19 protein-coding genes are annotated in these 21,099 nt (G+C 66.1%); 12 read left to right on the top strand and 7 right to left on the bottom strand.

From position 1 onward, the window contains the following. Window positions 1-18: 18 nt before the first annotated feature. Together ACN267_RS21485 and ACN267_RS21480 are read right to left on the bottom strand one after the other, a co-directional pair. Window positions 19-1,197, bottom strand: a complete 1,179-nt coding sequence (locus tag ACN267_RS21485; RefSeq protein ID WP_421489508.1) for a hypothetical protein — start codon at window positions 1,195-1,197, stop codon at window positions 19-21. Window positions 1,198-1,670: 473 nt separating this feature from the next. Next, entirely contained in the window at window positions 1,671-4,286 is a 2,616-nt protein-coding gene (locus ACN267_RS21480) for a DEAD/DEAH box helicase (RefSeq protein WP_421489507.1), read from the bottom strand. A 642-nt stretch (window positions 4,287-4,928) separates the two neighbouring features. Here ACN267_RS21480 and ACN267_RS21475 point away from each other — a divergent pair. Further along, the gene (locus ACN267_RS21475) at window positions 4,929-5,912 is read left to right on the top strand and encodes a DNA-methyltransferase (RefSeq protein ID WP_421489506.1); all 984 of its coding nucleotides are present in this window, start codon (window positions 4,929-4,931) and stop codon (window positions 5,910-5,912) included. A 504-nt stretch (window positions 5,913-6,416) separates the two neighbouring features. On the opposite strand, the gene ACN267_RS21470 is transcribed toward ACN267_RS21475, so the two are convergent. The 5 genes from ACN267_RS21470 to ACN267_RS21450 all read right to left on the bottom strand — a co-directional run bounded on the left by ACN267_RS21470 (window position 6,417) and on the right by ACN267_RS21450 (window position 12,838). Further along, a complete protein-coding gene (locus tag ACN267_RS21470; RefSeq protein WP_421489505.1) occupies window positions 6,417-8,393 on the bottom strand; it encodes an AAA family ATPase in 1,977 nt (658 codons plus the stop codon). A 232-nt stretch (window positions 8,394-8,625) separates the two neighbouring features. After that, a complete protein-coding gene (locus tag ACN267_RS21465) occupies window positions 8,626-10,776 on the bottom strand; it encodes a DEAD/DEAH box helicase family protein (RefSeq protein WP_421489504.1) in 2,151 nt (716 codons plus the stop codon). Next, the gene (locus tag ACN267_RS21460; protein WP_421489503.1) at window positions 10,773-11,279 is read right to left on the bottom strand and encodes a hypothetical protein; all 507 of its coding nucleotides are present in this window, start codon (window positions 11,277-11,279) and stop codon (window positions 10,773-10,775) included. The genes ACN267_RS21465 and ACN267_RS21460 overlap by 4 nt, the downstream gene beginning before the upstream one ends. Before the next feature lie 451 nt (window positions 11,280-11,730). Further along, window positions 11,731-12,456 carry a prepilin peptidase gene (locus ACN267_RS21455; protein WP_421489502.1) on the bottom strand — a complete coding sequence of 242 codons (726 nt, stop codon included), beginning with the start codon at window positions 12,454-12,456 and terminating at the stop codon, window positions 11,731-11,733. Window positions 12,457-12,487: 31 nt separating this feature from the next. Beyond that, window positions 12,488-12,838 (bottom strand): winged helix-turn-helix transcriptional regulator, encoded by a 351-nt coding sequence (locus ACN267_RS21450; protein WP_421489501.1) that lies wholly within the window; start codon window positions 12,836-12,838, stop codon window positions 12,488-12,490. 815 nt (window positions 12,839-13,653) lie between these two features. Between ACN267_RS21450 and ACN267_RS21445 the strand changes: the two genes are divergently transcribed. From ACN267_RS21445 to ACN267_RS21395, 11 genes are all read left to right on the top strand, one after another. Continuing rightward, entirely contained in the window at window positions 13,654-14,184 is a 531-nt protein-coding gene (locus tag ACN267_RS21445) for a hypothetical protein (RefSeq protein ID WP_421489500.1), read from the top strand. Continuing rightward, window positions 14,178-15,041: a hypothetical protein gene (locus ACN267_RS21440; protein ID WP_421489499.1), complete on the top strand. Its 864-nt coding sequence runs from the start codon at window positions 14,178-14,180 to the stop codon at window positions 15,039-15,041. Before ACN267_RS21445 ends, ACN267_RS21440 begins: the two co-directional genes overlap by 7 nt. 101 nt (window positions 15,042-15,142) lie before the next feature. Next, window positions 15,143-15,718: an SAF domain-containing protein gene (locus ACN267_RS21435; protein ID WP_421490474.1), complete on the top strand. Its 576-nt coding sequence runs from the start codon at window positions 15,143-15,145 to the stop codon at window positions 15,716-15,718. Between the two features lie 20 nt (window positions 15,719-15,738). Next, window positions 15,739-16,473: a MinD/ParA family ATP-binding protein gene (locus ACN267_RS21430; protein ID WP_421490473.1), complete on the top strand. Its 735-nt coding sequence runs from the start codon at window positions 15,739-15,741 to the stop codon at window positions 16,471-16,473. After that, entirely contained in the window at window positions 16,470-17,780 is a 1,311-nt protein-coding gene (locus tag ACN267_RS21425) for a CpaF family protein (RefSeq protein WP_421489498.1), read from the top strand. Before ACN267_RS21430 ends, ACN267_RS21425 begins: the two co-directional genes overlap by 4 nt. A gap of 2 nt (window positions 17,781-17,782) precedes the next feature. Continuing rightward, window positions 17,783-18,631, top strand: coding sequence for a type II secretion system F family protein (locus ACN267_RS21420; protein ID WP_421490472.1), 849 nt, complete (start codon window positions 17,783-17,785; stop codon window positions 18,629-18,631). Beyond that, window positions 18,631-19,503: a type II secretion system F family protein gene (locus tag ACN267_RS21415; RefSeq protein WP_421489497.1), complete on the top strand. Its 873-nt coding sequence runs from the start codon at window positions 18,631-18,633 to the stop codon at window positions 19,501-19,503. Before ACN267_RS21420 ends, ACN267_RS21415 begins: the two co-directional genes overlap by 1 nt. 45 nt (window positions 19,504-19,548) lie before the next feature. After that, a complete protein-coding gene (locus ACN267_RS21410; protein WP_421490471.1) occupies window positions 19,549-19,737 on the top strand; it encodes a hypothetical protein in 189 nt (62 codons plus the stop codon). Window positions 19,738-19,739: 2 nt separating this feature from the next. Next, window positions 19,740-20,192, top strand: coding sequence for a TadE/TadG family type IV pilus assembly protein (locus ACN267_RS21405; RefSeq protein ID WP_421489496.1), 453 nt, complete (start codon window positions 19,740-19,742; stop codon window positions 20,190-20,192). A gap of 80 nt (window positions 20,193-20,272) precedes the next feature. Continuing rightward, window positions 20,273-20,656, top strand: coding sequence for a TadE family protein (locus tag ACN267_RS21400; protein ID WP_421490470.1), 384 nt, complete (start codon window positions 20,273-20,275; stop codon window positions 20,654-20,656). Continuing rightward, on the top strand, window positions 20,653-21,099 hold the full coding sequence (locus tag ACN267_RS21395) for a pilus assembly protein TadG-related protein (protein WP_421489495.1): 447 nt from the start codon (window positions 20,653-20,655) through the stop codon (window positions 21,097-21,099). The genes ACN267_RS21400 and ACN267_RS21395 overlap by 4 nt, the downstream gene beginning before the upstream one ends.

Here is a 21,099-nt window from a genome sequence, read left to right as displayed (position 1 = left end):
CAGCCAGCGTCCGGGCAATCAGGCCCAGACTCTGGCCTCCCTGGCGAAGCACGGCCAGGGCCGCGTGCCGGCAACGAACTCGCCGCTGAGCATCGCGGCGACCTGCTGGCTCCAGGTGCGGAGATCGATCAGCTCGAGCATCAGCTCCGCGATCGCGGCGAAGTTCAGGGATGTCGACCAGAGCCGGTTGCCCGCCCGTACGGCGACGTTCAACAACGGCTTCGAGGGGTCCTCGGTGCCGTCGAGACGTTGCAGCCAGGACGCTTCGACACCGGCCTTGGCCAGGGAGTCGATGATCTTGTTCGGGTTCATGCAGACGGCGAAGAACATGCCGTCGGCGATGAGGCTGGCCGCGACCTCGGCTTCGATCGGGTAAATCGCCCAGGGTGGGCGCACGAGAGTACGACCGGCCTGGTCGATGCTCAGCAGCGTCAGCGTGTGCCCAGGGTCGTCGGCGCCGATGCGGCGGCGGACCCGGTCGAGTTCGGCGCTGAACCGAGTGCCGAACTCCTCAGCGGTGTACCGGCCGGCGGCGGTGAACTGACTGGCCGCGACGACCGCGCGGCCGGACGAAACCACGCCTCCGGCGATACCCGTCCGCGCATGCGCCAAGCCGAGGATGTCACGCAGGCCCGCCAAGTCGGTGCGGTAGTCGATGGTGGTGCGCACCGGTGCGCAGCCGCTGGGCAACTTGCCGGTCTCGTCGGCGAGGACCTGCGAGGTGTCGGCCAGCAGCCGCTCCTGGGCAGGAACTCGATACCGCTGGTTGGTCTTGATCTCGCGGAGCCAGGCCCAGCCGTCACGGTCGAGGACGGTGACGTCGCCGACACGGATGACGTTGGTCAGGTCATGGTGCAGCACGAACTCCCGATTCTCGCGCCACGCAGTCTCGATGACCTCCAGCTCTGCGGCCAGGCCGGTCTTGCCGTACATCGGGCCGGGGGCGTCGGCGCGCGACAACGCCACAATGATGTTGCGCTGGTAGCCAAAGACCTTCCAGGCGAGTGCGTCCGCGATCGACTTGAGCTGGCGCCAGATCCGCTCGTAGACGTCGCCTTCCAACACCCAGGATTCTCGGTCGGTGCGATCGAGGGCTGTGCCGAGTTCGGGTGCGTCCCCGGTGAGGTTGCGGTGCCTATCCAGTCGTTTGATCTGCCGGCTGATCGCGGAACGACGCTGCTCGGTGTCGAGGACCATGCCACGAGCCGACTCTGAAAGTGGTACAACCCCTCGGCAGAGCGGCAGGCGCGTAATGTCCGGATCAGATCGATCAAGGCGCGGAGGGTCTCCTGATGCGCTGGATGCGTCAGGATGAGGTCGATCTGATCGCCGTCCGCACGATCCATCAACGTGGCGCGCACCGTGCCTCCTGCACTGCCGACCGGTTGGCATTCGCATCATCCTGACCGCTCACCGTATCGGCAAACGAGTTCGCCGCTGCGTAGCGCCGGCGGCAGTGTGCCCGCGTCGGAAGCGCCCTGTGGCCAGTGACACACGGCGACGTGCAGAAGAACGCGGGCAATGACGAGCCTGTCGCGCCGCTATCGACTCCGGTGCGTCGCGATGCGGCATGTCGGCCCGCTGACCCACTTACCGAAGACCTCCTCAGTTATCGATCACCGCCACCCCACCCCGTGGCCTCACCCGGCCAACCCCCAGTCGCGAAACGCCTAAGGCTGCTCAGGTTCGGCTGACGCTATTGGCACTTGCCTCAGCCGAGGAAGCCATTGTGAAGGTAGTGCGCCCTCAGCCTTGAAAATTCTCACGACGTCGTCGCCTGTTGTGGCCGCAGAGTAGATCGCTCGTAGCATCCGCCAAGCCGAATTAAGTCGTTCAAAAAGATCGAGCACATCGCTCGGACGTACGAGATATACGTGATTTTCGGCTACGGCACGTGCAGCGGGGTGAACTGTGTGCTGGGCTGACACCAGCAGCGATACCGAATCGCCGGGGGCGGCCTCGCCGCGCTTGTCAGCCACGAAGCGGAGGTGACCGCCGGCTTGTCGAACGTCTGATGCTCCCATTTCCCCTTCGGGTTTCGCCTCGCTCTTGGCTTCCCATGCAATCCAAATGAGATCACCAAACGTCCAGATAGCGTCGGGGGCTGCGTCGGCATCGCCGTTGCCAACACTATCCGTGGCGCCAGAAAAGTGGCCGAGGCCTACAAGCGCAGCTTCATAGGGTTTGGCGGGCGTTTCGCCCAGTCCAGTGCGGATCCGTTCCATCTCCGGCTCGAACGTACTCGACTTACCGAGCGTGGACAGTCGAGCGAGGATGCTCGAAACAGCCACCTCGTCGAGCGGATCAACCAGGGCCGGCTCTGCCTGTTGGGCCTCTTCGACGGGTGCGGCCAGGTGTGACAGCCAGTTCGTGCCTCGCCCGGCGGCGCGGGCGTCGCGGTAGTAGGCTTCGCTCGCTTCGGCATATGTTGCGTCGCCGGTCTGCGTCGCGAGCCGTCGTGCGATACACGATCCAAGGTAGTGCCAGAGAGCGGCATAGCGTTGGGGCGCCTTTCCTCCCCGTAGGTTATCGAGGACCTGGCGGATGAGATCGAGCGCCCGTTCCCACTCACCCTGCCAGACGGCCTCCCAAGCCGCGACCTCTCGGCCCGCGGCCCTCTGAAGTTCAGCCGCGCCTGCAGGTGGCACCTGGCTGAGCGCGTCGCGGTGGGCAATGATATCCGCGTCAACTTCTCGCCATTCCGCGCTGTGTTGCTGGAACACCTCAATGTTCTCGGCCATCTCGGAGGACTGGCAGCCAAGGCTGTTGTCGTAGCCGAATTGAACCTCGGCGTGGATTTCCGGACGCATTGCGGCCTTCACATCGGCGCGACCGATGTACCTCGTCAAGTCATCACCCAGGACCAGTACTGTTGCGAAGTCGCGAGCGTTTCGTGTCGCGCGTCCTGAGCCCTGAACGATGCGAGCCCGGATGCGCTCCTGAAGGACCTCGAGCGCACCGAGCTCCTCGAAAAGGAATCGCTCCTGAAGATCACCCTTGGCTGGGAGCCCGTCGAGAATCACGAGTCGGCAGGCGTCGTCGGGGAGATCGATTCCGTCGTAGCGGTTACTAAGCACCAGAACCGCGTCCGGGCTGGTGGTGAAAGAGGACAAGTCATCCTCGACGTCCTGCGCGGTGAGCGTGGCGAAGCCCTTAGGGACACGATCTTCGGTGAACTTGGCCGCAGTCCGACCATCAGGCGTGAGCACCACCGCCCGACGGTGCTTAGCAATGACGTCTTTTACCCATGGTCCCAGATCGCTCCTGACGACCGATAGATCGGTGGTGAGTTCTGGGAAACAAAAGAGCCTTCGGCCTGTGCCCTGCTTCTCCCAACCTTTCGGGATGGGGATACGCTTAATCTTGCGTCGTCCAAAACTGCGTTCTAGCTCACCGCCGTCACCCAGGGTCGCGCTCATGTAGACCCTTTGAGCTGGATTGCTAAATGCCGGATGAACTGTGCTCGGAGCGATCAAGGGGCGGAATAGCAACCTACTGTATGTGGCGTAGAGGAGGCATCGATCCAGCTTGCCCGCAAGCATCTGGTACGCGTATCGTGCCGACTTACTGACCGTCTCGGCAGAGCACGCCGCCCTGACGATCTCCTCTAGTCTCTCGGCATGTGCTGCGACGCCGGTTGGCGATGCAAGGTAGGTTCGAGTAAGGAACTGCCCATCCGGGTTTTCGTTACGAAGCCGAGCTGCGACAAGGGGGTCGAGGGAGTCCTTGAGCTCGGCAAGCACGAGTCCATAAGCGCTTTCGCTTCGCGAAATCTCCAGGCTCCATGGGCTTGCAACATAGCTCTCCACCGAGTGCGCGTCGTCCAAGAGAAGGAGTTGGGCATCGTCGAGTGCTGGGTTGCTGTTGAAGACGTGGGCGTACGTGCTGACTGCGATGGACTGCGCCGAAGTATAGCGAGCCCTGTCGGCTCGGTTCCATGTTGGAACTGCGCCAACCAGCAATGAAGTCGGAATGCCATAGTTTTTAAGCGCAGCAGCCGTCTGGCGTGCCAGTTGGCGCGTCGGGCACAGGTATGCAACCCGTTCGTTTAAAGCGCGGCGCTGGTATTCGCCGATGAGGCCGCCGACGAGGGTCTTGCCTGCGCCAGTCGGAAGCTCGATCGCCACATCTGGATCTCCCCGGTGGCCGCTGTGCCATGAGCGCAGGACGTCACCTTGATGCAGCCACAAGGCCGCAGGGCCGTTATTCGTCTCAGAGAGAGTCCTGTACAGCTCGACAGGGTCATCCGGCGCAACTGGGGTAGGCGTCCGACGCTTGAAGGCCATCCACGCATTCTGCCGCACCTACGCGTCTCGGCAAGCCCATGGCTCTCGTTGAAGGGACTGCACGGCCGGCACCGTGGGGAAGCCGGAGAAGGTGCCGGCAGAACGGATGAACGCCTACAAGGCGGCCAACTCAGACGCCCGAACGGGCGTGCAGGGTGCTTGTGTTGATCGAGACGGATCGTCAGTGAGGGTCTGGTTCAGGCGGGGTCGTGGGTGCCTGTCAACGCCGGCTCGAGTTCTCAGGCGGACGCGACAGCGCGCCACCCCGTCCGCCCCATCCGACTACATTCGACGGTCGCCACGACGACGCCGACACCAGTCTGGCCCTTAGATCACCCCAGTGCCAACCGACTCAGGGCCAGAGCCAGGGTCAAGGCGAGGAGCCGTCAGCATCACCGACGGCGCCCGTGACTGTCGGAGCTCGTACTCGCTCCGAAGCTAGTACTGCCGAGCGAGAGCCGATAGGTGGAGCACAAGCCCAAAATGAGGCAAGCCGAGGCGACCGACTGATCTAGTTCTGGGATGAGCAACCCCTGCAAAAAAAGAGACACCACCCCCTGGTAGAATACTTGATTGCCTGCGGCATTCCGTTAGTGTGCCAACTACACCGGCACGCTAGGTCGGTGGTGCCCGAGGAGCTAGATGATCATGACTCAAGCGGATCTGCTCGCGAAGATTGCGCATAGCAGTCGTGTATACACAACCGGTAGTGGCACCCAGATCTGCGCCGACAGCCGTGAGATCCTGCCGAAGTTGCCTGCCAATTCTGTTGATCTGATCGTTACGTCGCCGCCTTTTCCACTTCTGCGGAAAAAGGAGTACGGCAATGAGGATCAACACGCCTACGTCGATTGGCTTGTAGATTTCGCCAAGGCTGCTAAGGATGCCTTGAAGGATACAGGAAGTTTGGTTCTGGATATTGGCGGCGCCTACCAGAAGGGCCGTCCGGTTCGGTCGCTTCACCAGTATCTTGTTTTGATTGCGCTCGTCGAGAATGTCGGCTATGAGCTGGCCGAGGAGTTTTACTGGTACAACACCGCGAAGCTCCCCTCGCCGATTGAATGGGTAAACAAGAGAAAGATTCGGGTTAAGGATGCAGTCAACACCGTTTGGTGGCTGTCCAAGACTGACTTTCCTAAGGTCAATCTCGATCCTGTCAGGGTCCCCTATTCGCAATCAATGAAGCGGCTACTCAAGAACCCGGAAGGGTACTATAAACCGAAGCTCCGAGACTCTGGTCATGCGATCGGTAAGGCTTTTGGTCAAGATAACGGTGGCGCCCTTCCGTCAAACTTGCTCTCTTATCCTAACTCTGATTCGAATGGCTTCTACATTCGAACCTGCAAGCAGCTCGGCCAACGGGCACACCCAGCCCGGTTTCCGGCGGCACTCCCAGAATTCTTCGTCAAGATGTTGACTGAGAAGGACGACCTCGTCGTAGACATTTTCAGCGGCTCCAACACAACGGGCCGTGTTGCCGAGCGGCTCGGTCGTAGATGGCTCTCAATCGAGGAGAGTCGCGAGTATGCCGACTTGTCCAGCATTCGGTTCATGGAGGGCAGAGAACTCGACGAAATACGGGAAGTCTACGGTGCCGTAAAGTCTGGCCGTTGTCCCCAACTATAGCGACCACGTGGCGGCGCTGTGCGCGATCCGAGGACTAAATCGGTACAGCGCCGCCGTTGCCGCCGCCGCCAAAGACATGGACGGATTTGCCCTACTGAGGGCCGCTCAACAAGTCCCGAAGCGAAAGTACCGCTGCGGTAGCAACCTGATTATCCAGGCTAATTGTCCCGATATTCATCAGGGTTTCGATTGCTCTGTAAGGGTCCTCCGACAGTTCTGGCCGGAGGGCCAGAAGGAGATCCCGAAGTTCCCCGTCCGGGTCGACCGATCCGATGTTGTATAAGGTGCCACTTAGTGCGCCGAAGTCAGCGGGCCTCTCAACCGGAAGTTTCTCCCGTAGCGCGTAGGCAAGACCCAGACGGCCAGCGTCCAAAGCGTCGGGCAGATTGAAATGGTCTTTCACCCTCTTGGCCGCAGACTCTGCCGCAGCTGTAAAGCTCATCGTCTTCTTGGGGCCCTTGGCGGAAGAACCCTTTGCAGTCGCGCCGCGCTGCGTAGGCGTGGTCATGATACCTGTGCCCCCCGCTCAATCTCAGTGTGACGTGCCGATCGCCTACGTAGGTGATGCTCCGAAACGAGGAGGTGGTCAAGTTCTTGGACTGCGGTCTCCCGATCCAGTTCGTCGTCGTGCACGAGCAGGAGTACCTGATCGGTCAACATCGGCAGGGCTTTCAAGACATGCCGTTTGTGCGTCCGGTCTAGGCGGCCAAAAGGGCTGTCGGTGATGATTGGTCCGCTCATCGGAGAACATCTCTGCAAAGCGGCAATCAGAGATAGTGCGACGATGTGCTCGTACCCACTACTGCGGTTGACGATCGGTTGGCCATCCTTGTGGAGGATCGTCAGGCCATAGCCTTCATTGATGCGAAGTCGGTCATAGTCCGGCTCTCCTGAGAGAATCCGGAAGACGTTGGTGGCATCTTCCTCAATCCGCTCCCGTAGCCGCTCTCGGAAGTCAGTGACAGCAGTGTCAAGCAGGTCATGAAGCCGGGTGAGAAGCGCTACCTTACGGTCGTATGGTCCGGTCTGATTATTCCCGGCCTTAGCCAACCTCTCAGATAGCTTGGCGACAGCCGCTTCCTTGCTGGCCAGCAAGCGGCGCTCCTCAGCAAGAATCGCCTTTGTGTTGCCGAGGCTGATTCGTGTGTTGGCATGCCGTTCGACAAGCTCCATGAGAGCGCCTTCGCCGCTGCCGTCCTCCTTCAGCTGAGCCTCCAGTTCGTTCAACTGTTGCTCCGCGTCCGACAGATCTACCAGCGTTTGCTCAGCCTGGCTCTCGAGCCGGGCCAGTAGAGAAGCCTCCCCCTTCAATCGCCGAAGCGCACGTTGGCGGTTACGGAGGTCAACGAGCAAACGGTCGAGCTCTGCAGGATCCTGAGCGGGCGACTCATCAGCCGTGTCTAACGTCTGGACAGCCGCGGTGCCCTGGCCGCATGTCGGGCACTGGCCACTCGAGATCAGCTCGGCACGGCTCTGTGCGGAGGCTCGCGCGAGAACAGCATCGTCCCGTCGCTTGGTGACTTCATCGATTTCGTCGTCGAGCTGGATCAGCACCTTCTGCGCCGTTGGCTCCAGCACAGCACGCCACGCGGTACCGGATTTGGATTTAAGATCATTGACTAGCTCGTCATGGCGTTGGCGCAGCCGCTCGACCTCGTCGCGCTTTGCGTTGCGCTTACCTAGACGTTCGCGCAAGCGGGTTGCCGCCGCCAACCTCTTCTCAAGATCACTGACACTGCTAGTGAGCTCGTCGACCTTAGTTGTCAAGTCGCGAACGTTTTCGCGATGCTGGTCCGCCTGCTCGCTCGAAATCTGGAGGTGGTTGCCGAGTTCACGTGTGCTCTTGTCACGTTGCGCTGCCTTGGCTTGGTCAGTGCGGGCCGTCTTCAAGAGCGCTGCTGCGTGCGCTCGAGCCTCCGTGAGGATGGGTACACCGAGGATGCGCTCAATAGCCTCCTTGAGGCGTTCGCCGACTTCACTGCCAGTCGTAAGTAGCTGCTCGTACTCCTGAAGCAGCTCAGCGTCGAACAGGAAGAATCGCGCAATCTGTTCCGGCAGCAGCCGGGCGATCTCCCTGTTCCGCTCGTCGGGACCTAGAGCAGCCCCATCACGAAGAAGGCTAAGCTGTTCACGGAAATCCGCAGCAGAATGAGCCGGCCGCGTGGGGTCGTAAGGCTTGAAGGCGCGCGTCAGCTTGTACGACCGTCCAGCATAGACAAATGAAAGAACCGTTTTGAAACCCCGGGCTCCGCGGTGCCCTTCGGCCTCACTGTTGCCGACAGTTGCGAGGTCAATCTTCGCAGAACCGCGGCCAAGAATCACGCCGAACAGGGCATATCGGAGCGCGTTCAGGAATGACGTTTTGCCTCTCCCGTTCTCGCCCCACAAGAGCTCCACGCCAGGCCTGTCTGAAAACTCGTAAGTTTGGGTGCCACGGTAGGGCCCGAAATCTGTAATTTCTAGCGACTTAAGGCGCAGCATTTACCTACCCTCCCGCGAGAGGTAATCTTCCACGGCCCTTGCCACGGCGCGGGTTGCAACTGAAGCATTGTCGAGGTTGTCCCGCTCGGCGCTGAGTACGGCCTCCAGAAGATCCGCCGGAACATCCGGAAACTCTGCCTCGCGCAGCTCCTCGGCTGCACGGAATACATCCTCTACGGAGGCCTGAGGCAAGATAGGCTCCGTGTCGGCACCCGGCTCTACTCCTGCAGTATCACTCATCGTCATAGTCCTCCGACTCGATACCCTCGGCACCGTCCGCAACATGGTTTGCGATGACTTGAACTCCATGCTGGATGCAGATTCGTTCGACCTCGGTCATGGCCTGAGGGTTGGCAGCACCACTCGCAAAGTCAAGCACACGACCGAGCTCGCCCGCTAGAAGCCGGTCGGCATCACGTCGACGGAAGTTCTGCGGCGCGGCATCCTCACTCTTCTCGACGCTTGGTGTAGTGACTGCGTCGTGGAGCCGCGCGAAGGTTTTACCGGGATGTCGGCGAAGGATGCGCCCTCTCCGCTGAATGAATTCCCGCGGGTTCCGGCTGCTAGCTAGGATCAGGGCATGGGACACTGCTGGGAGATCGACGCCTTCGTCCAAGCAGCGAACACTCACAAGCACCCCGCCATTCAGCTCTAGCTCTGCTAGCGTAGCCTCTCGACTGCCATCCATTTCTGAGTGGTATTCCAGAGACGGTATACCCGCCCCGCTTAGCGCAGCTCGCACTTGCTGCACCTGTTCAATACTGTCACAGTAAATAATCCACCGCTGGCCGTCCTGCCAGTGATCGACCAGAACCCGACGGGCCAGATCAACCTTCACCGAAGCCTGCTTCAGGATTCGCGATCGGGCGATGGCGAGACGGCGAAGGCGCTCGTTGCTCTCGATATCGCCAAGGTCGCTGGCGTTCCTCGCGGCTTCTCGACGGATTCTGCGAGTAATGTCGTCGTATTCAGCCTGCTCTGGCCCTGTAAGCGGAGCTGTGTGTGGATGGTACGTATATGGCGTGAGGACCCGATCTCGGATAGCGTCGGCAAGGCTATACGTCGGCTTAAGGATGCCACCGAAATAGTCGAGAATGGCTAAGGTTCCTTCGGCGTCACCTGCTCGCCGTGGAGTCGCGCTGAGTCCTAGGCGCCATCCTGCGTCAATTGTGAGGAGGCTTCTTATCTTAGGGCTGCCCAGCCGGTGGGCTTCGTCCGCTACGAAAAGGAGGCGGTCGTGCGGGTAAAGCCGACTGCGGAAGCCATCAGTGCAGGCAGTCTGCATAGTCGCCAGAACAATCCGTGCTCCTGAACCGCCAGGGGCGCTCCATGGCCGCAAGAGCTCTTGGCGGCGCCAGTCCTCATGGCCGTCGCCGGCGAGCAGGAGTTTTGGGTCTAGGTCCCCAAGGCCCTCAGTCAACTCGCGCTGCCACTGCCCTAGAAGTAGTGCGCTTGGGACGACCACAAGGGCCGTGCCACCATCTTCCAGAGCGGCCCGAATGGCGTTGATTGCCGTGTAGGTCTTGCCGCTACCAGTAGCATGCTCGACTAACCCGCGCCGCTTGTTTAGTTCCCAGGACGCCAGGGCCTGTACTTGGTGGTCTCGAAGTGGTGAACGTTTTCCGCTGTTCTTAGCCCGGACCGAGGCTTCTGCTATTACTTCGTCAATCAAGACCTCCCAGTCCTCGGCTCCAGCTTCGCGCACCCGGGACATGGCCTCGTCATTCAGCGGCTGCACGCGAACGCCCTGTGCCCGATCATGCCAAAGCAGCTCGAACCGTTCACGCGACTTTTCGGTTCTGCGCGCATCCCGTTCATCGAGCCATGACGCGAATACGTCAATGCTCTCGATATTTCCATCGGCGGCCAGGCCAAGGTATGTCTCATTCATCGATCCGCGGAAACCGACCCAATCGCCGCCTGGATCCCCGAAGATCCCAACTTTGTCGTGAAACATACGACGCTCTGAAGCTCGCGCTGATGCGCCCACGCTGGCCAAGCGGATCTCTACCACTCGACTTGCTATTAGCCCAGCGAGCACTCGCGTCGGCTTCCTGGACCGATCGTTGGCGAGCAGGACGTTCAGCTCTGTTATCAAGGCAGCCGCAAGTTCATCGTTGGCTAGCGATTCCCTGCTTTCCCGCAACACCGCTGAGTCGGCGGAGGAAAATATGGGTGAGCAGATAATCCGCATTGTTCCACCCGAGCGAACGAATTCCTTTAGTGCGGGCCACGCGATTCCGAAGACCGCCGACGAAAAGTAGCCCGAGATGCGATCATAGCGTGTCGATAGCCTCATGCAGGGCAGGTAGAAATCCTCCGCTATGTCATCTTCGCCCTTGTCGTAGCTTTCTTTTAGCTCTAAATCTCGGAGGCGTTTCACCAGAGTTCTCCCTGCGATGAATCAGCCCTAGGCGACGTACGCTCGGTGTGGTACTGCTGCGTCTCCAGTAGGAGGTCGTCGCGCGTAATTTCGTGTCGTCGTATTAGTGCTCGGACTAGATGGTCCGTCCGTGCGGCCACCACATGTTCGGTAACCCCTGCAGACCGGATCAGGCGAATCTGCTCGGCGATTCCCTCGATGGCCGCTTCGTGTACTGTCCGGGCGGCCACCTGAACGCCCTTGGAGTACGGAAACTCTGAATGGGCGGTGGCGTCCCACATTACGAAGGTGTCGAACTCCTGGATATACCCAGCTAAAACAAGCATTGATCCGGGCGCGGACTCCAGGTTCCCGCGTGACCGCGGTCTTTGGCCCGGCAGCCGGAGCTGGATGCGGTAGTCGCCCGCGCGGCGTTCCGAGGGGTGATCTGTGGCGTTGAACAAGTAGACGATCAGCCGAGGTGGCAAGGGTGAGACCGCCCGGAGCCTCAGAGGCTTGGACATCATGTCTGAGGGAGGCGGCCACTCGGACAGGTGGTCTCCCAAACCAGAGCAGAAGTGACGGTGCAGCTCGGACACAGGCCATCGGGCAGGGTTCCCGGACACACCGGAAGAGTACGCAGCTCCTCCAGCTTGGCTGCCTGCCACGCCGCACCTGCCTATCGCTAGTCCCGAGGCTACGCGTTGACCCTGCCATGCCCGTACGACATCCCCATAGCTGGTGCCGACTGTGCAGAGTTCGCGTCGTCGTGATCGGGCAGGAGATCGGGGCAGGTTCCGCGCCGCAGCATCCAAGGAGGCTGCTCAAAGGACACGCTGGCCCCAATGCCGTCGACCTGCCCCAACTGTGTCCAGTGCGCATCCATCCGTAGCGGCGAGGGTCGTGGGCCCACAGTCCAGGGCCTTGCCGAGCTAAGAGATGTCAACTCGGGGAACTGAGGCCGCGACTTGGTTTTTAGGCGATGAGGGCGAGTGCGACGAGGGCACCGGCGACGAGGTATGGCCCGAAGGCCATGCTGCCCTCAGCCCGGCTTGCCAGGTGGGCAAGGGCGGCGGGCGCTGCAAGCAGGTACGGTAGGACCGCGCCGAGGAGGACTGCGTCCCAGCCGAGCGTGCCGAGCGCGGTGCCGAGTAGGGCGGCCAGCCGTACGTCGCCGAGTCCCATGCCGCTGCCGCCAACAAGGGCGAGCAGCAGGTATCCACCGCCGAGCGCCGCGCCGGCCGCCGCAGCGACGACGAGCCGCCGGCCGTCCGCGGTCATGGCCGCCTCGGCGGCGAGGATGACGAAGACCGCCGCTGCCGCGACCGCAATGACGGGAGTGGGTAGACGGCGTACGGCGATGTCGACGGCCGCGAGCAGCGCCCCGCTGTAGAGGATGACCAACCACACCGCCAAGGTGGCGAGGCCGGATAGCTCGGCGGATCGTAGGCGCAGGCCGATACCGATCGAAGCGACCGCGAGGCTGACGCTGCCGAGCACCCGATCGGACACAGCCACGCACGGAGAGGTGGCAAGCCGTTGCCGACCTCCCGAAGGCGCGTCCTCTGCCGCTCCGATGGTTCTGGCAGATGGGCCGGTAGGGACCGCCAGCAGCCGCGTGGCACATGGCAGCACCGCGCCGACCAGCGCACCGGTGAGCCCGGCGCTGCCGAATAAGAGTGCCGCGTCGAGGTGACTCACCGCGACCCAGCCCTCGCGTCCTCGACGCTATTCAGGGGTGGGTGCGGTTGTTGGCCGAGGGCTGGCTGGTCTCGTCGCCGTAGGTGTCGAGCCATTGCCCCAGGTCGGCCATGAATGACATGAGCACCGGCAGTAGTTCCTCGCCGGCTTCGGTCAGGGCGTAGCGGCTGCCCTCAGTACTCGCGACGTGCCCGACGAGGCCGTGCTCCTGCAGCCGCCGCAGAGCCTCGTTCAGCGATTTCGAACTGGGCGCAGGGCTGATGGTGTGCAGCAGATCGGTGAAGCGCATGGGCTGCCCCTGCTGCAGCGCGGTCAGGATCTCCAGGGACCACCGGTGTCCGCACAGCCGGACAGCGTCGTAGACGCGTTGAAAGGAATGCACCGCCTTCCCTCCCCGTCAAGGTCGGCTACCCCGACGAGTGTAAGGGCAGCACTGCGCAGCGTGAATAGTAAAATTCACGACCTCCGAAGGATGAGGTGCTGGCTAATCGACAGGTGTGCGTCCTGAAGAGTGGCGTTCGCCCAGCTTGTCGCACGCCTGCGCCAACGCCGCGAGGGAATCGGCAAGGGCCCGACCGGGCCGTGAGAGCAGGTAGACCGACGCGGTATCTGTTACGTCCCAGCTTCCGGCTCCCGAGGCGCGTCGCACCAGTCCGGCAGCCGCCAACCAGCGGAGGTCGCACGCGAGTCCAACACCGTCTCGGCAATTGCCAAGCCGCGCGAGCTCGTCCAGGTTGGAGTCACCGTGGTTGCGAAGAGTGACGAGAGCGGCGACCGCGTTCGCTCGCCGGCTCAGTTCGCGGGCTAGGTCGTGGGGGCAGCGAGCCTCGGCACTGCGACTCATATCGGGACTCCCTCGAACTGTTCAGAGGGATTCTAGAGGCATCGATGCCTGCGGGCATAGTGTCGCTAACCCGACACCCGGCCGCCGGTTTGCTCTGCTTTCAGACCATTGGCGCTTACCGAAGGGTGATCACGGAGTCGTAATCACCTCACGGTAAGTACGTTGCGGTAACTGCGGGGTCCGGGTGTAGAGGTGGATTCAGACCGCGCTCCCTGGAACTTCCACGCATCGCTGCAGGAACGCCGGCGCGTGCTGTGGAGGGGTGCACCTGAGGAGGAAAAGTGACTGTCCGTGATCGACGGAGGCGTCGGGTCAGGCACCGACCATGCCGACCCCGCAATCCGCTGCCCGCTGTGGCTGTTCTCGCCGCACTGGTCGCTATCGCGGCTGCGGGCGGCTGCACGGGTGCCGAGCCCGCCGAAGACAGCCGAACTCCGCTGCCATCTGTTCCCGCGCCGACCCAGGACGCCCGCGGCAGCGCCGAGGAAGCGGCGCTGGACGCCTACCGAGGCATGTGGCAGGCCTACGCGAAGGCCGGCCTCACGGCCAACCCGGACGAGCATTCCCTGGCTGCGCACACCACCGGCGAAGCGTTGACAAACCTGAAGAACGGCCTGGCGAAGCTTCGCCGGGACGGCGAGGTCATCAAGGGCGAGTACCAGTCGGATCCGCAGGTCACGGAAGCCTCGCCCGCCGCCACGCCATCGAGCATCTCGGTGCAGGACTGCCTGAACACGGCGCGATTCCTCACCTACAAGACGGCGACGGGAGCGTTGGCCGATGACGTCCCGGGCGGGAACCGTGCCGTGAGGGCGACCGTGACCCGCGACGACGGCGGCTGGAAGGTGTCCAGCTTCGGTGTACAGGCGGTCGGCTCATGCTGAGGCGTGCTCTGCGCGCTGGGATCGCGCTCTTGATTGTCGGCGTCGGCGTCGGCGCCTTCTCCCCGGCTTGGGCCGACGACGGGCTGGGAAACGTGGACTGCAGCCAGACCCCGAACGCGGCCGAGTGCGACATCAGCGCCGGCACTCCAGGCGGACCGGGCGGCTCGAATGGCGGCAACCAGGGCAGCGGCGGTTCCGATGACGGCTCGGGGGGCGGCGGCGAGGACGGCTGCTACTGGTTGCCTGTCGACGTAGACCTCCCGCCGCCGCCCGGCAAGGGCCCTGAGGGCGGTTGGTATTCGCGGACCTGCGTGGCCAACGGGCTGGGGTCGCAGGACGTGCCGGTGTGGCTGGACCAGGCGCCGTCGGTGAACCTGGCGGCGCTGGCGCAGACAGCGCGGTCTCGGCTGCGCCTGCCCTCGCCGCAGATCCGCACGAATCCCACCACCGCGCCGTTCGTGCTGGTGCAGGTGCCGGTGTGGCTGTGGGTGGACCCGGCGACGTGGGGTGCCCGGTCGGCGACCGCGTCGGTGCCTGGGGTGTCGGTCACCGCCACCGCGACGCCCACGCAGGTGGTGTGGTCCTTCGGCGACGGCAGCAACGACCTGACGTGCACTGGTCCGGGCAAGCCGTGGAAGCCAGGCGCGGACCCGCGGGCGTCCTCGTCGTGCGGGCACACCTACACCTCCTCGTCCGCTGTCGCGGCGGGGGCGGCGTTCCGGCTGCGGGCGACGGTGACGTGGTCGGTCACCTGGTCTGGTGCCGGTAGCGGGGGCACTCTCCCCCCGCTCACGACGACCTCGACGGTGTCCGTGCGGGTGGCGGAGTCCCAGGCGATCGTCGGAGGTGCCCGGTGAGCGTCACCACGGACCGTCCCCGGGCGGTGAACACCGCCGCTGCGGACCTGCCGCCGGTGCCCGCCGGTACGCGGCGGGTGGGGCGGCGCAGCGGCCGGCGTGTGGTCGCCGGGCTGCTGCTGGTCCTGGCGACGGTGGTGACGTTTTGGCAGGTGGACCTGCGCCGGAACGCCGACGAGCAATTCCTCGCCGTCGCGCGGGACGTACCGGCGGGTCAGGTCATCACCGACGCCGATGTGCGGGTGGTGCGGGTGGCGAACCCGTCCGGCCTGGACCTTGTTCCGGCCGAGCGGCGCGGCGGGGTCGTCGGCCGTTCGGCGGCGGTGCCGCTGGCGGCAGGGAGCCTGCTGGTTTCGGCGCAGGTCGGGCCGGCGGCGTGGCCCGCGGCGGGGCAGGCGGTGATCGCGGTGCCGGTCAAGCCGGGCCGGGCCCCGACGAGCCTGACCGCTGGGTCGCGGGTGGTGGTGCTGGTCGCCCCGCCGACCGGAGGCGGGCAGCAGGCGCCGCAGCAGAACAACGGTGTACGCCGGGCGGTGGCCACGGTCGTGTCCGTGGCGGCGGGCGCCGACCAGGTGGGCACGCAGTTGGTGACGGTGCTGCTCGCCGCGGATGCGGCGGAAGCGGTCGCGGCGGCCCCGGGGGACGTGTCGCTGGTGCAGCTCGGCCCGTCCCAGTGAGACGTGAGGAGGTGCGGGAGATGTTGGTGGTGGTGGCGTCGGTGTCCGGCGCGCCGGGCGCGTCGACGGCCGCGTTGGGGATGGCGGCGTTGTGGCCGAACCGTCCGGCGTTGCTGGTGGAGGCCGACCCCGGTGGCGGGGTGGTCGCGGCGCGGTTCGGGCTGGCGCAGGAGCCGGGACTGGCGTCCCTGGCGGCGGCGGCCCGGCACGGCGGGCACACCGGCGGGGCGGCACCGTACGTGCAGCAGGTGCCGCTGGGTTTGCACGTCCTCCTCGGGCCAGGTGCGGCCGAGACCGCCGCGGGGGCGGTGTCGGTCCTCGCCGGCCAGGCCGACGCGGTCGCGCGGTTGGCGCCGGTAGTGATCGCCGACGCGGGCCGCCTCTACGCCAACAGCCCGGCGTGGGGCCTGTTGCGCTCCGCTGACGCGGTCGTGCTGGTCACCTCGGGGTCGACGGAGTACCTGGACCACGTGGACACCCGCCTGCCGGCGTTGCGTGCCGCGGCGCGGCCGGGTGGTGTCGGGCTGGCGGTCTGCGGCAGGTCCGCCTTCACCCCGGCGGAGATCAGCGGGCGCCTCGGTGTTCCGGTGTGGGCGCAGCTGCCTGCCGACCGGTGGGGCGCGGGCGTCCTCGCCGGGCGGATGACGGGGCGGGCGTGGACACGTACCCGCCTCGCCCAAGCTTTGCGCGCCCTCGCCGCGTCCGTCGCGGCCGGCGGTCAGCCCGCCGGTGCGGCGCTGAAGGTCGTGCGGTGACCGCCCCGACGCTGAACGGCGGCGCGACCGCGGCGCCGCCGGAGGTGGTGGCGCGGCTGCGGGCCCGGGTCAGCGACCGCCTTTCCGCGCACGGCGCGCAGCTTCCCGACGGCGAGCGCCACGCGGTGATCGCGGGATACATCGCCGAGGAACTCGTCGTCCACGCCCGCGAGGACATCTCCGCCGGCCGTGTCCCGCTCACTCCGCAGGCCGAGGCGGCCCTGGCGCGGGCGTTGCGGGACAGCTTCACCGGCCTGGGCGGCTTGCAGAGGTTGATCGACGACCCGCGGGTGGAGGACATCTTCGCCAACGGCTGCGACAACGTGTGGATCCGCACCACCGACGGGCAGGTGCAGAGAGTGCCGCCGGTCGCCGCCTCCGACGACGACTTGGTCGACCTGGTGCGGGTCGCGGCGGCGCGCAGCGGGCAGGAGGAGCGCCGCTTCGACCGCGGTTCGCCCGGCCTGTCGCTGCGGCTGCCCGGCGGGCAACGCCTGTTCGCCGTGATGGCGGTAGCGAAACGGCCCTCGCTGTCGATCCGCCGCAACACCCTGCACCGGGTGACCCTGGACGACCTGCTGCACCGGGGGGAGATCACGGTGGGGTTGCGGGAACTCATCCGGGCGCTGGTGCGGGCGCGCAAGAACATCGTGATCTGCGGAGGCGTTGGCGTCGGCAAGACCACCATGCTGCGCGCCGCCGCCGGCGCGATCAGCCCGCACGAGCGGATCGTCACCGTCGAGGACGCCTACGAACTCGGCCTCGACGAGGACAGCGACGCCCACCCGAACACCACCGCCCTGCAGCAGCGGGAACCGAACCTCGAAGGCGTCGGCGGCATCGACATGTCCACGATGGTGCGCTGGGGCCTGCGCATGCGCCCGGACCGAGTCATCGTCGGCGAGACCCGCGGCGCCGAGGCCGTACCCATGCTCCTGGCAATGTCACAGGGCAACGACGGGTCGATGTGCACCCTGCACGCCTCCTCCAGTAAGCAGGCCCTGACCCGGCTGGCCATGTACGTCATGCAGGCGCCAGAGAAGCTGACCTTCGACGCGGCGAACGTGCTCATCGGCCAGGCCGTCGACTTCGTCGTCCACCTGGACGTCGCCACCGACGGCACCCGCGTGGTGTCCTCCATCCGCCAGGTCCTGGAAACCGACGGCACCCAGGTCCCCTCCAACGAGATCTACCGCCCCGGCCCCGACCGGCGCGCCATCCCCGCCGCGCCGATTCGCGCCGACACCCTCGATGAGCTCACCGCCGCCGGCCTCAACCCGAACCTCCTCGTCCGGGACCGGTGGTGAGCATGAACCTGCTGCCGATCCTGCTCGGTCTGGGCTGCGCCGCCGGCCTGATCCTCGTCGCCGACGGGCTGCGCCGCCGCCCACCTGGCACCCCGACCACCCGGACACGGCAACGGTGGACGGCGGCCGACCGTACCCGGCTCCTCGCGGCCATCGTCGCTGGATTCGCCGCCGCGGCGGCGACCCGTTGGCCGGTCGCGGCGCTGCTGACCGCCGCCGCGGTGTGGGCGCTGCCCCGCGTCCTCGGCCCTGACCGGGAGCACACCCGCGCGATCGCCCGGATCGAGGCGATCGCCACCTGGGCCGAGCTGCTGCGTGACACCCTGTCCTCGGCCGCCGGCCTGGAGCAGGCCATCACCGCCACCGCCCCTGTCACCCCCCTGCCCATCCGCCCCCAGGTGCAGGCCCTCGCGGGGGCGGTGCGCGGCGGAGCACGGCTGCCCGACGCGCTGCGCGCGTTCGCCGCCGACCTCGCCGACCCCACTGCCGACCTCGTCGTGCGCGCCCTGACGCAGGCCGCCGGCTACCACGGCGGGCAACTGTCCCAGTGCCTGACCAGCCTCGCCGCCACCGCCCGGGAGCTGGCCGGCATCCGGATGCGGGTGGCCACCAAACGGGCGGCGACCCGCACGGCCGCCCGGGTCATCACCGGCACGTCGGTGGCGATGGTCGCCGGGCTGATCCTGCTCAACCGCGGGTTCCTCGCCCCGTACCGCAGCGTCACCGGGCAGCTCGTGCTCCTTGTCGTCGGGGCGGTGTTCGCTGGCGGGTTCTGGTGGCTGGCCCGCGCCTCCCGCGTCCCGCAACCACCACGGGTGCTCTCGGCCGACCAGCTCGGGCAGGTGGCGTGATGGCCGCTTTCGTGGTGGCGTGCGGCGTCGTGGCCGGCCTCGGCTTGGTCCTGGCCGGCACCGGCCTGCGTCCCGCTCGGCCCAGCCTCGCCCAGGCCCTCGACGCCCTGCGCCGCACCCCGGCTGCCCCGGAAGAACCGGTGGGGGCCAGGACCCGGCTGCTCGCCGTGCCTCTGCGTGCCCTCGGCCTGCCCCGGCAGCGGATGCGCGCCGACCTCGCCGTACTCGGACGGCCGACCGCCACCCACTTGGCCGACCAGGCCCTCGCGGTCCTCGCCGGCCTGCTGCTGCCCCCGGTCGCGATGGCCGTCCTCGCCTCCGGCGGGGTCAGCTTCGCCGCCGGTATGCCGCTGTGGGCGTCGCTGGCTGGCGCGGCCGGCGGCTGGTGGCTGGCCGAGACCACCGTGCACGCCGAGGCGCAGCGGCGCCGCGACGAGCTGCGCTACGCCCTGTCCGCCGTGCTCGACCTCGTCGTCATCTCCCTCGCCGGCGGCGCCGGACTCGAACAAGCCCTCGACGACGCCTGCGCCGACACCCACGGCTGGGCCGCCGGACGCCTGAACCGTGCCGTGGCCACCGCCCGGCTGCTGCGCATCCCGCCCTGGCAGGCCCTCGGCCAGCTCGGCGAGGACACCGGCGTCGTCGAACTGCAGGAACTCGCCGCGACGATGAGCCTCGCCGGCACCGAAGGCGCCCGCATCCGCGACTCCCTCACCATCCGCGCTGCCACCCTGCGCGCCCACCAGGCCGCCGCCCTGGAGGCCCGGGCCAACTCTGCCACCGAACGCATGTCCATGCCGGTCATGCTCCTGGCCGCCGCCTACATGCTGTTCCTCCTTTACCCGGCTGTCACCGCCGTCGACAGCTTCTGACCCCGAAACACCAGAAGGAGAAACGCCGTGCACCCCAGCAAGCTGATGGCCCTGCTGACCCTGGCACACCTCACCCTCGTCGACCGGGTCCGCCGGCTGCGCGACTCCGGCGACCGGGGCAGCGAGACCACCGAGAAGGTCATGTGGATCGCCCTGCTCGTCACCCTCGTCCTGGCCGTCTACGCCATCTTCCAAGGCAAGATCATCACCAAGATCACCGGAATCAACCTCTAGCCATGCACCGAACGCGACGAGGCAGGCGACGCCGGCTCGGTGGTGACCGCGGGTCGGTCACCACCGAGGTGGTCCTCTACGCGCCTCTGCTGTTCCTGCTCGTCCTCGTCGGCGTGCAGTTCGCCCTGTGGGCCCTGGCCCAACTCGGCGTCCAGCACGCCGCGAACCACGCCCTGCAGACCACCAGGGTGTCCGGCGGCACCGCCGCCGCCGGGCGCGCCGACGCCGCAACCGTCCTCGACCAGGTCGCCGGGCAGGTCGTCGTCGACCCGCGCGTGTCGGTCACCCGCACCGCCGACACCGCCACGGTGGCCGTGTCCGGCCGGGTGCCCGCCGTCGTGCCGTTCCTGCGCCTGCAGGTCAGCACCCAGGCCAGCGCCCCGGTCGAGCGTTTCCGCCCCTCGACCCTGTCGCTGGCCCTCTCGCCGCCTGGAGTGGAAGGAGACTCGACGTGACCCGCGAGCAGCGCCGCAGCGGACATCCACGCCGCCGGGTGCCGCGGCTGCGCGGAGACCGGGGTTCGGTCAGCGTCGAGATGGCGCTGAGCTACGTACCGCTGATGGTCCTGGCCGCCCTCGCGGTGGTGGCGTGCCTGCGCCTGGCCTCGGCCGCCATCGATGTCAACTCCGCTGCCGCCGCGGCGGCCCGCCAGGCGTCCCTCGCCCGCACCCCCGGCGAGGCCCGCGCCGCAGGCGCCGACGGCGCCTCCGCCACCCTGGCCGGGCGGGCCTTCACCTGCCAGCCGTCCACCGTCACCGTCGACCCCGGCGCGTTCGTCGCCGGCGGGCAGGTCAGCGCCACCGTGGCGTGCACCGTCCGCCTCGAAGACCTCTACGGCCTCGGCCTGCCCGGCACGATCACCATCCGCGGCACCTCACACCAGCCCCTCGACACCTACCGCGGGACAACGGCGCCATGAACCGGCTGCGTACGCGCCTGCAGCAGGCCCGCCACGACGACCGCGGCCAGATCACTCCGTGGACGATCTTCGGCGTCGTCCTCGTCCTCATCCTCGCCGGCCTGGTCCTCGACCTGGGCCTGGGCATGTCGGACAAGGTGCGGCTGCTCGACGTCGCGCAGGGCGCCGCCCGGGCCGGCGCCCGCGAGATCGACCTCGCCACCTATAGGGCCACCGGCACTGTCCAGCTCCAGCCCGCCCAGGCCGCCGCAGCCGCGCGGAGCTTCGCCCAACAGGCCGGTGTCGACGGGCAGGTCACCGCGTCCGCCACCCCCACCGCCGTCACCGTCACCATCAGCGGCACCCGGCCCACGCAGCTGCTGCACCTCGTCGGAATCAGCGCCCTGCCGGTGTCCGCGACCGCGACCGCCAGCCCTCTGACCGGCGTCACCGCACCGAACTGA

This window comes from Micromonospora sp. WMMD734 (assembly GCF_049178975.1).
GTDB lineage: Bacteria > Actinomycetota > Actinomycetes > Mycobacteriales > Micromonosporaceae > Micromonospora > Micromonospora wenchangensis.
The sequence above is the reverse complement of the archived record's forward strand: the minus strand, read 5'-3'. Positions and strand labels throughout refer to the sequence as shown.

Bases quoted from the DNA above. Each gene is read 5' to 3' on its own strand.
- ACN267_RS21485 (WP_421489508.1), bottom strand. From the start codon at position 1,197: ATGGTCCTCGACACCGAGCAGCGTCGTTCCGCGATCAGCCGGCAGATC.
- ACN267_RS21480 (WP_421489507.1), bottom strand. From the start codon at position 4,286: ATGGCCTTCAAGCGTCGGACGCCTACCCCAGTTGCGCCGGATGACCCT.
- ACN267_RS21475 (WP_421489506.1), top strand. From the start codon at position 4,929: ATGATCATGACTCAAGCGGATCTGCTCGCGAAGATTGCGCATAGCAGT.
- ACN267_RS21470 (WP_421489505.1), bottom strand. From the start codon at position 8,393: ATGCTGCGCCTTAAGTCGCTAGAAATTACAGATTTCGGGCCCTACCGT.
- ACN267_RS21460 (WP_421489503.1), bottom strand. From the start codon at position 11,279: ATGTCCAAGCCTCTGAGGCTCCGGGCGGTCTCACCCTTGCCACCTCGG.
- ACN267_RS21440 (WP_421489499.1), top strand. From the start codon at position 14,178: ATGCTGAGGCGTGCTCTGCGCGCTGGGATCGCGCTCTTGATTGTCGGC.
- ACN267_RS21430 (WP_421490473.1), top strand. From the start codon at position 15,739: ATGTTGGTGGTGGTGGCGTCGGTGTCCGGCGCGCCGGGCGCGTCGACG.
- ACN267_RS21420 (WP_421490472.1), top strand. From the start codon at position 17,783: ATGAACCTGCTGCCGATCCTGCTCGGTCTGGGCTGCGCCGCCGGCCTG.
- ACN267_RS21415 (WP_421489497.1), top strand. From the start codon at position 18,631: ATGGCCGCTTTCGTGGTGGCGTGCGGCGTCGTGGCCGGCCTCGGCTTG.
- ACN267_RS21410 (WP_421490471.1), top strand. From the start codon at position 19,549: ATGGCCCTGCTGACCCTGGCACACCTCACCCTCGTCGACCGGGTCCGC.
- ACN267_RS21405 (WP_421489496.1), top strand. From the start codon at position 19,740: ATGCACCGAACGCGACGAGGCAGGCGACGCCGGCTCGGTGGTGACCGC.
- ACN267_RS21400 (WP_421490470.1), top strand. From the start codon at position 20,273: ATGGCGCTGAGCTACGTACCGCTGATGGTCCTGGCCGCCCTCGCGGTG.
- ACN267_RS21395 (WP_421489495.1), top strand. From the start codon at position 20,653: ATGAACCGGCTGCGTACGCGCCTGCAGCAGGCCCGCCACGACGACCGC.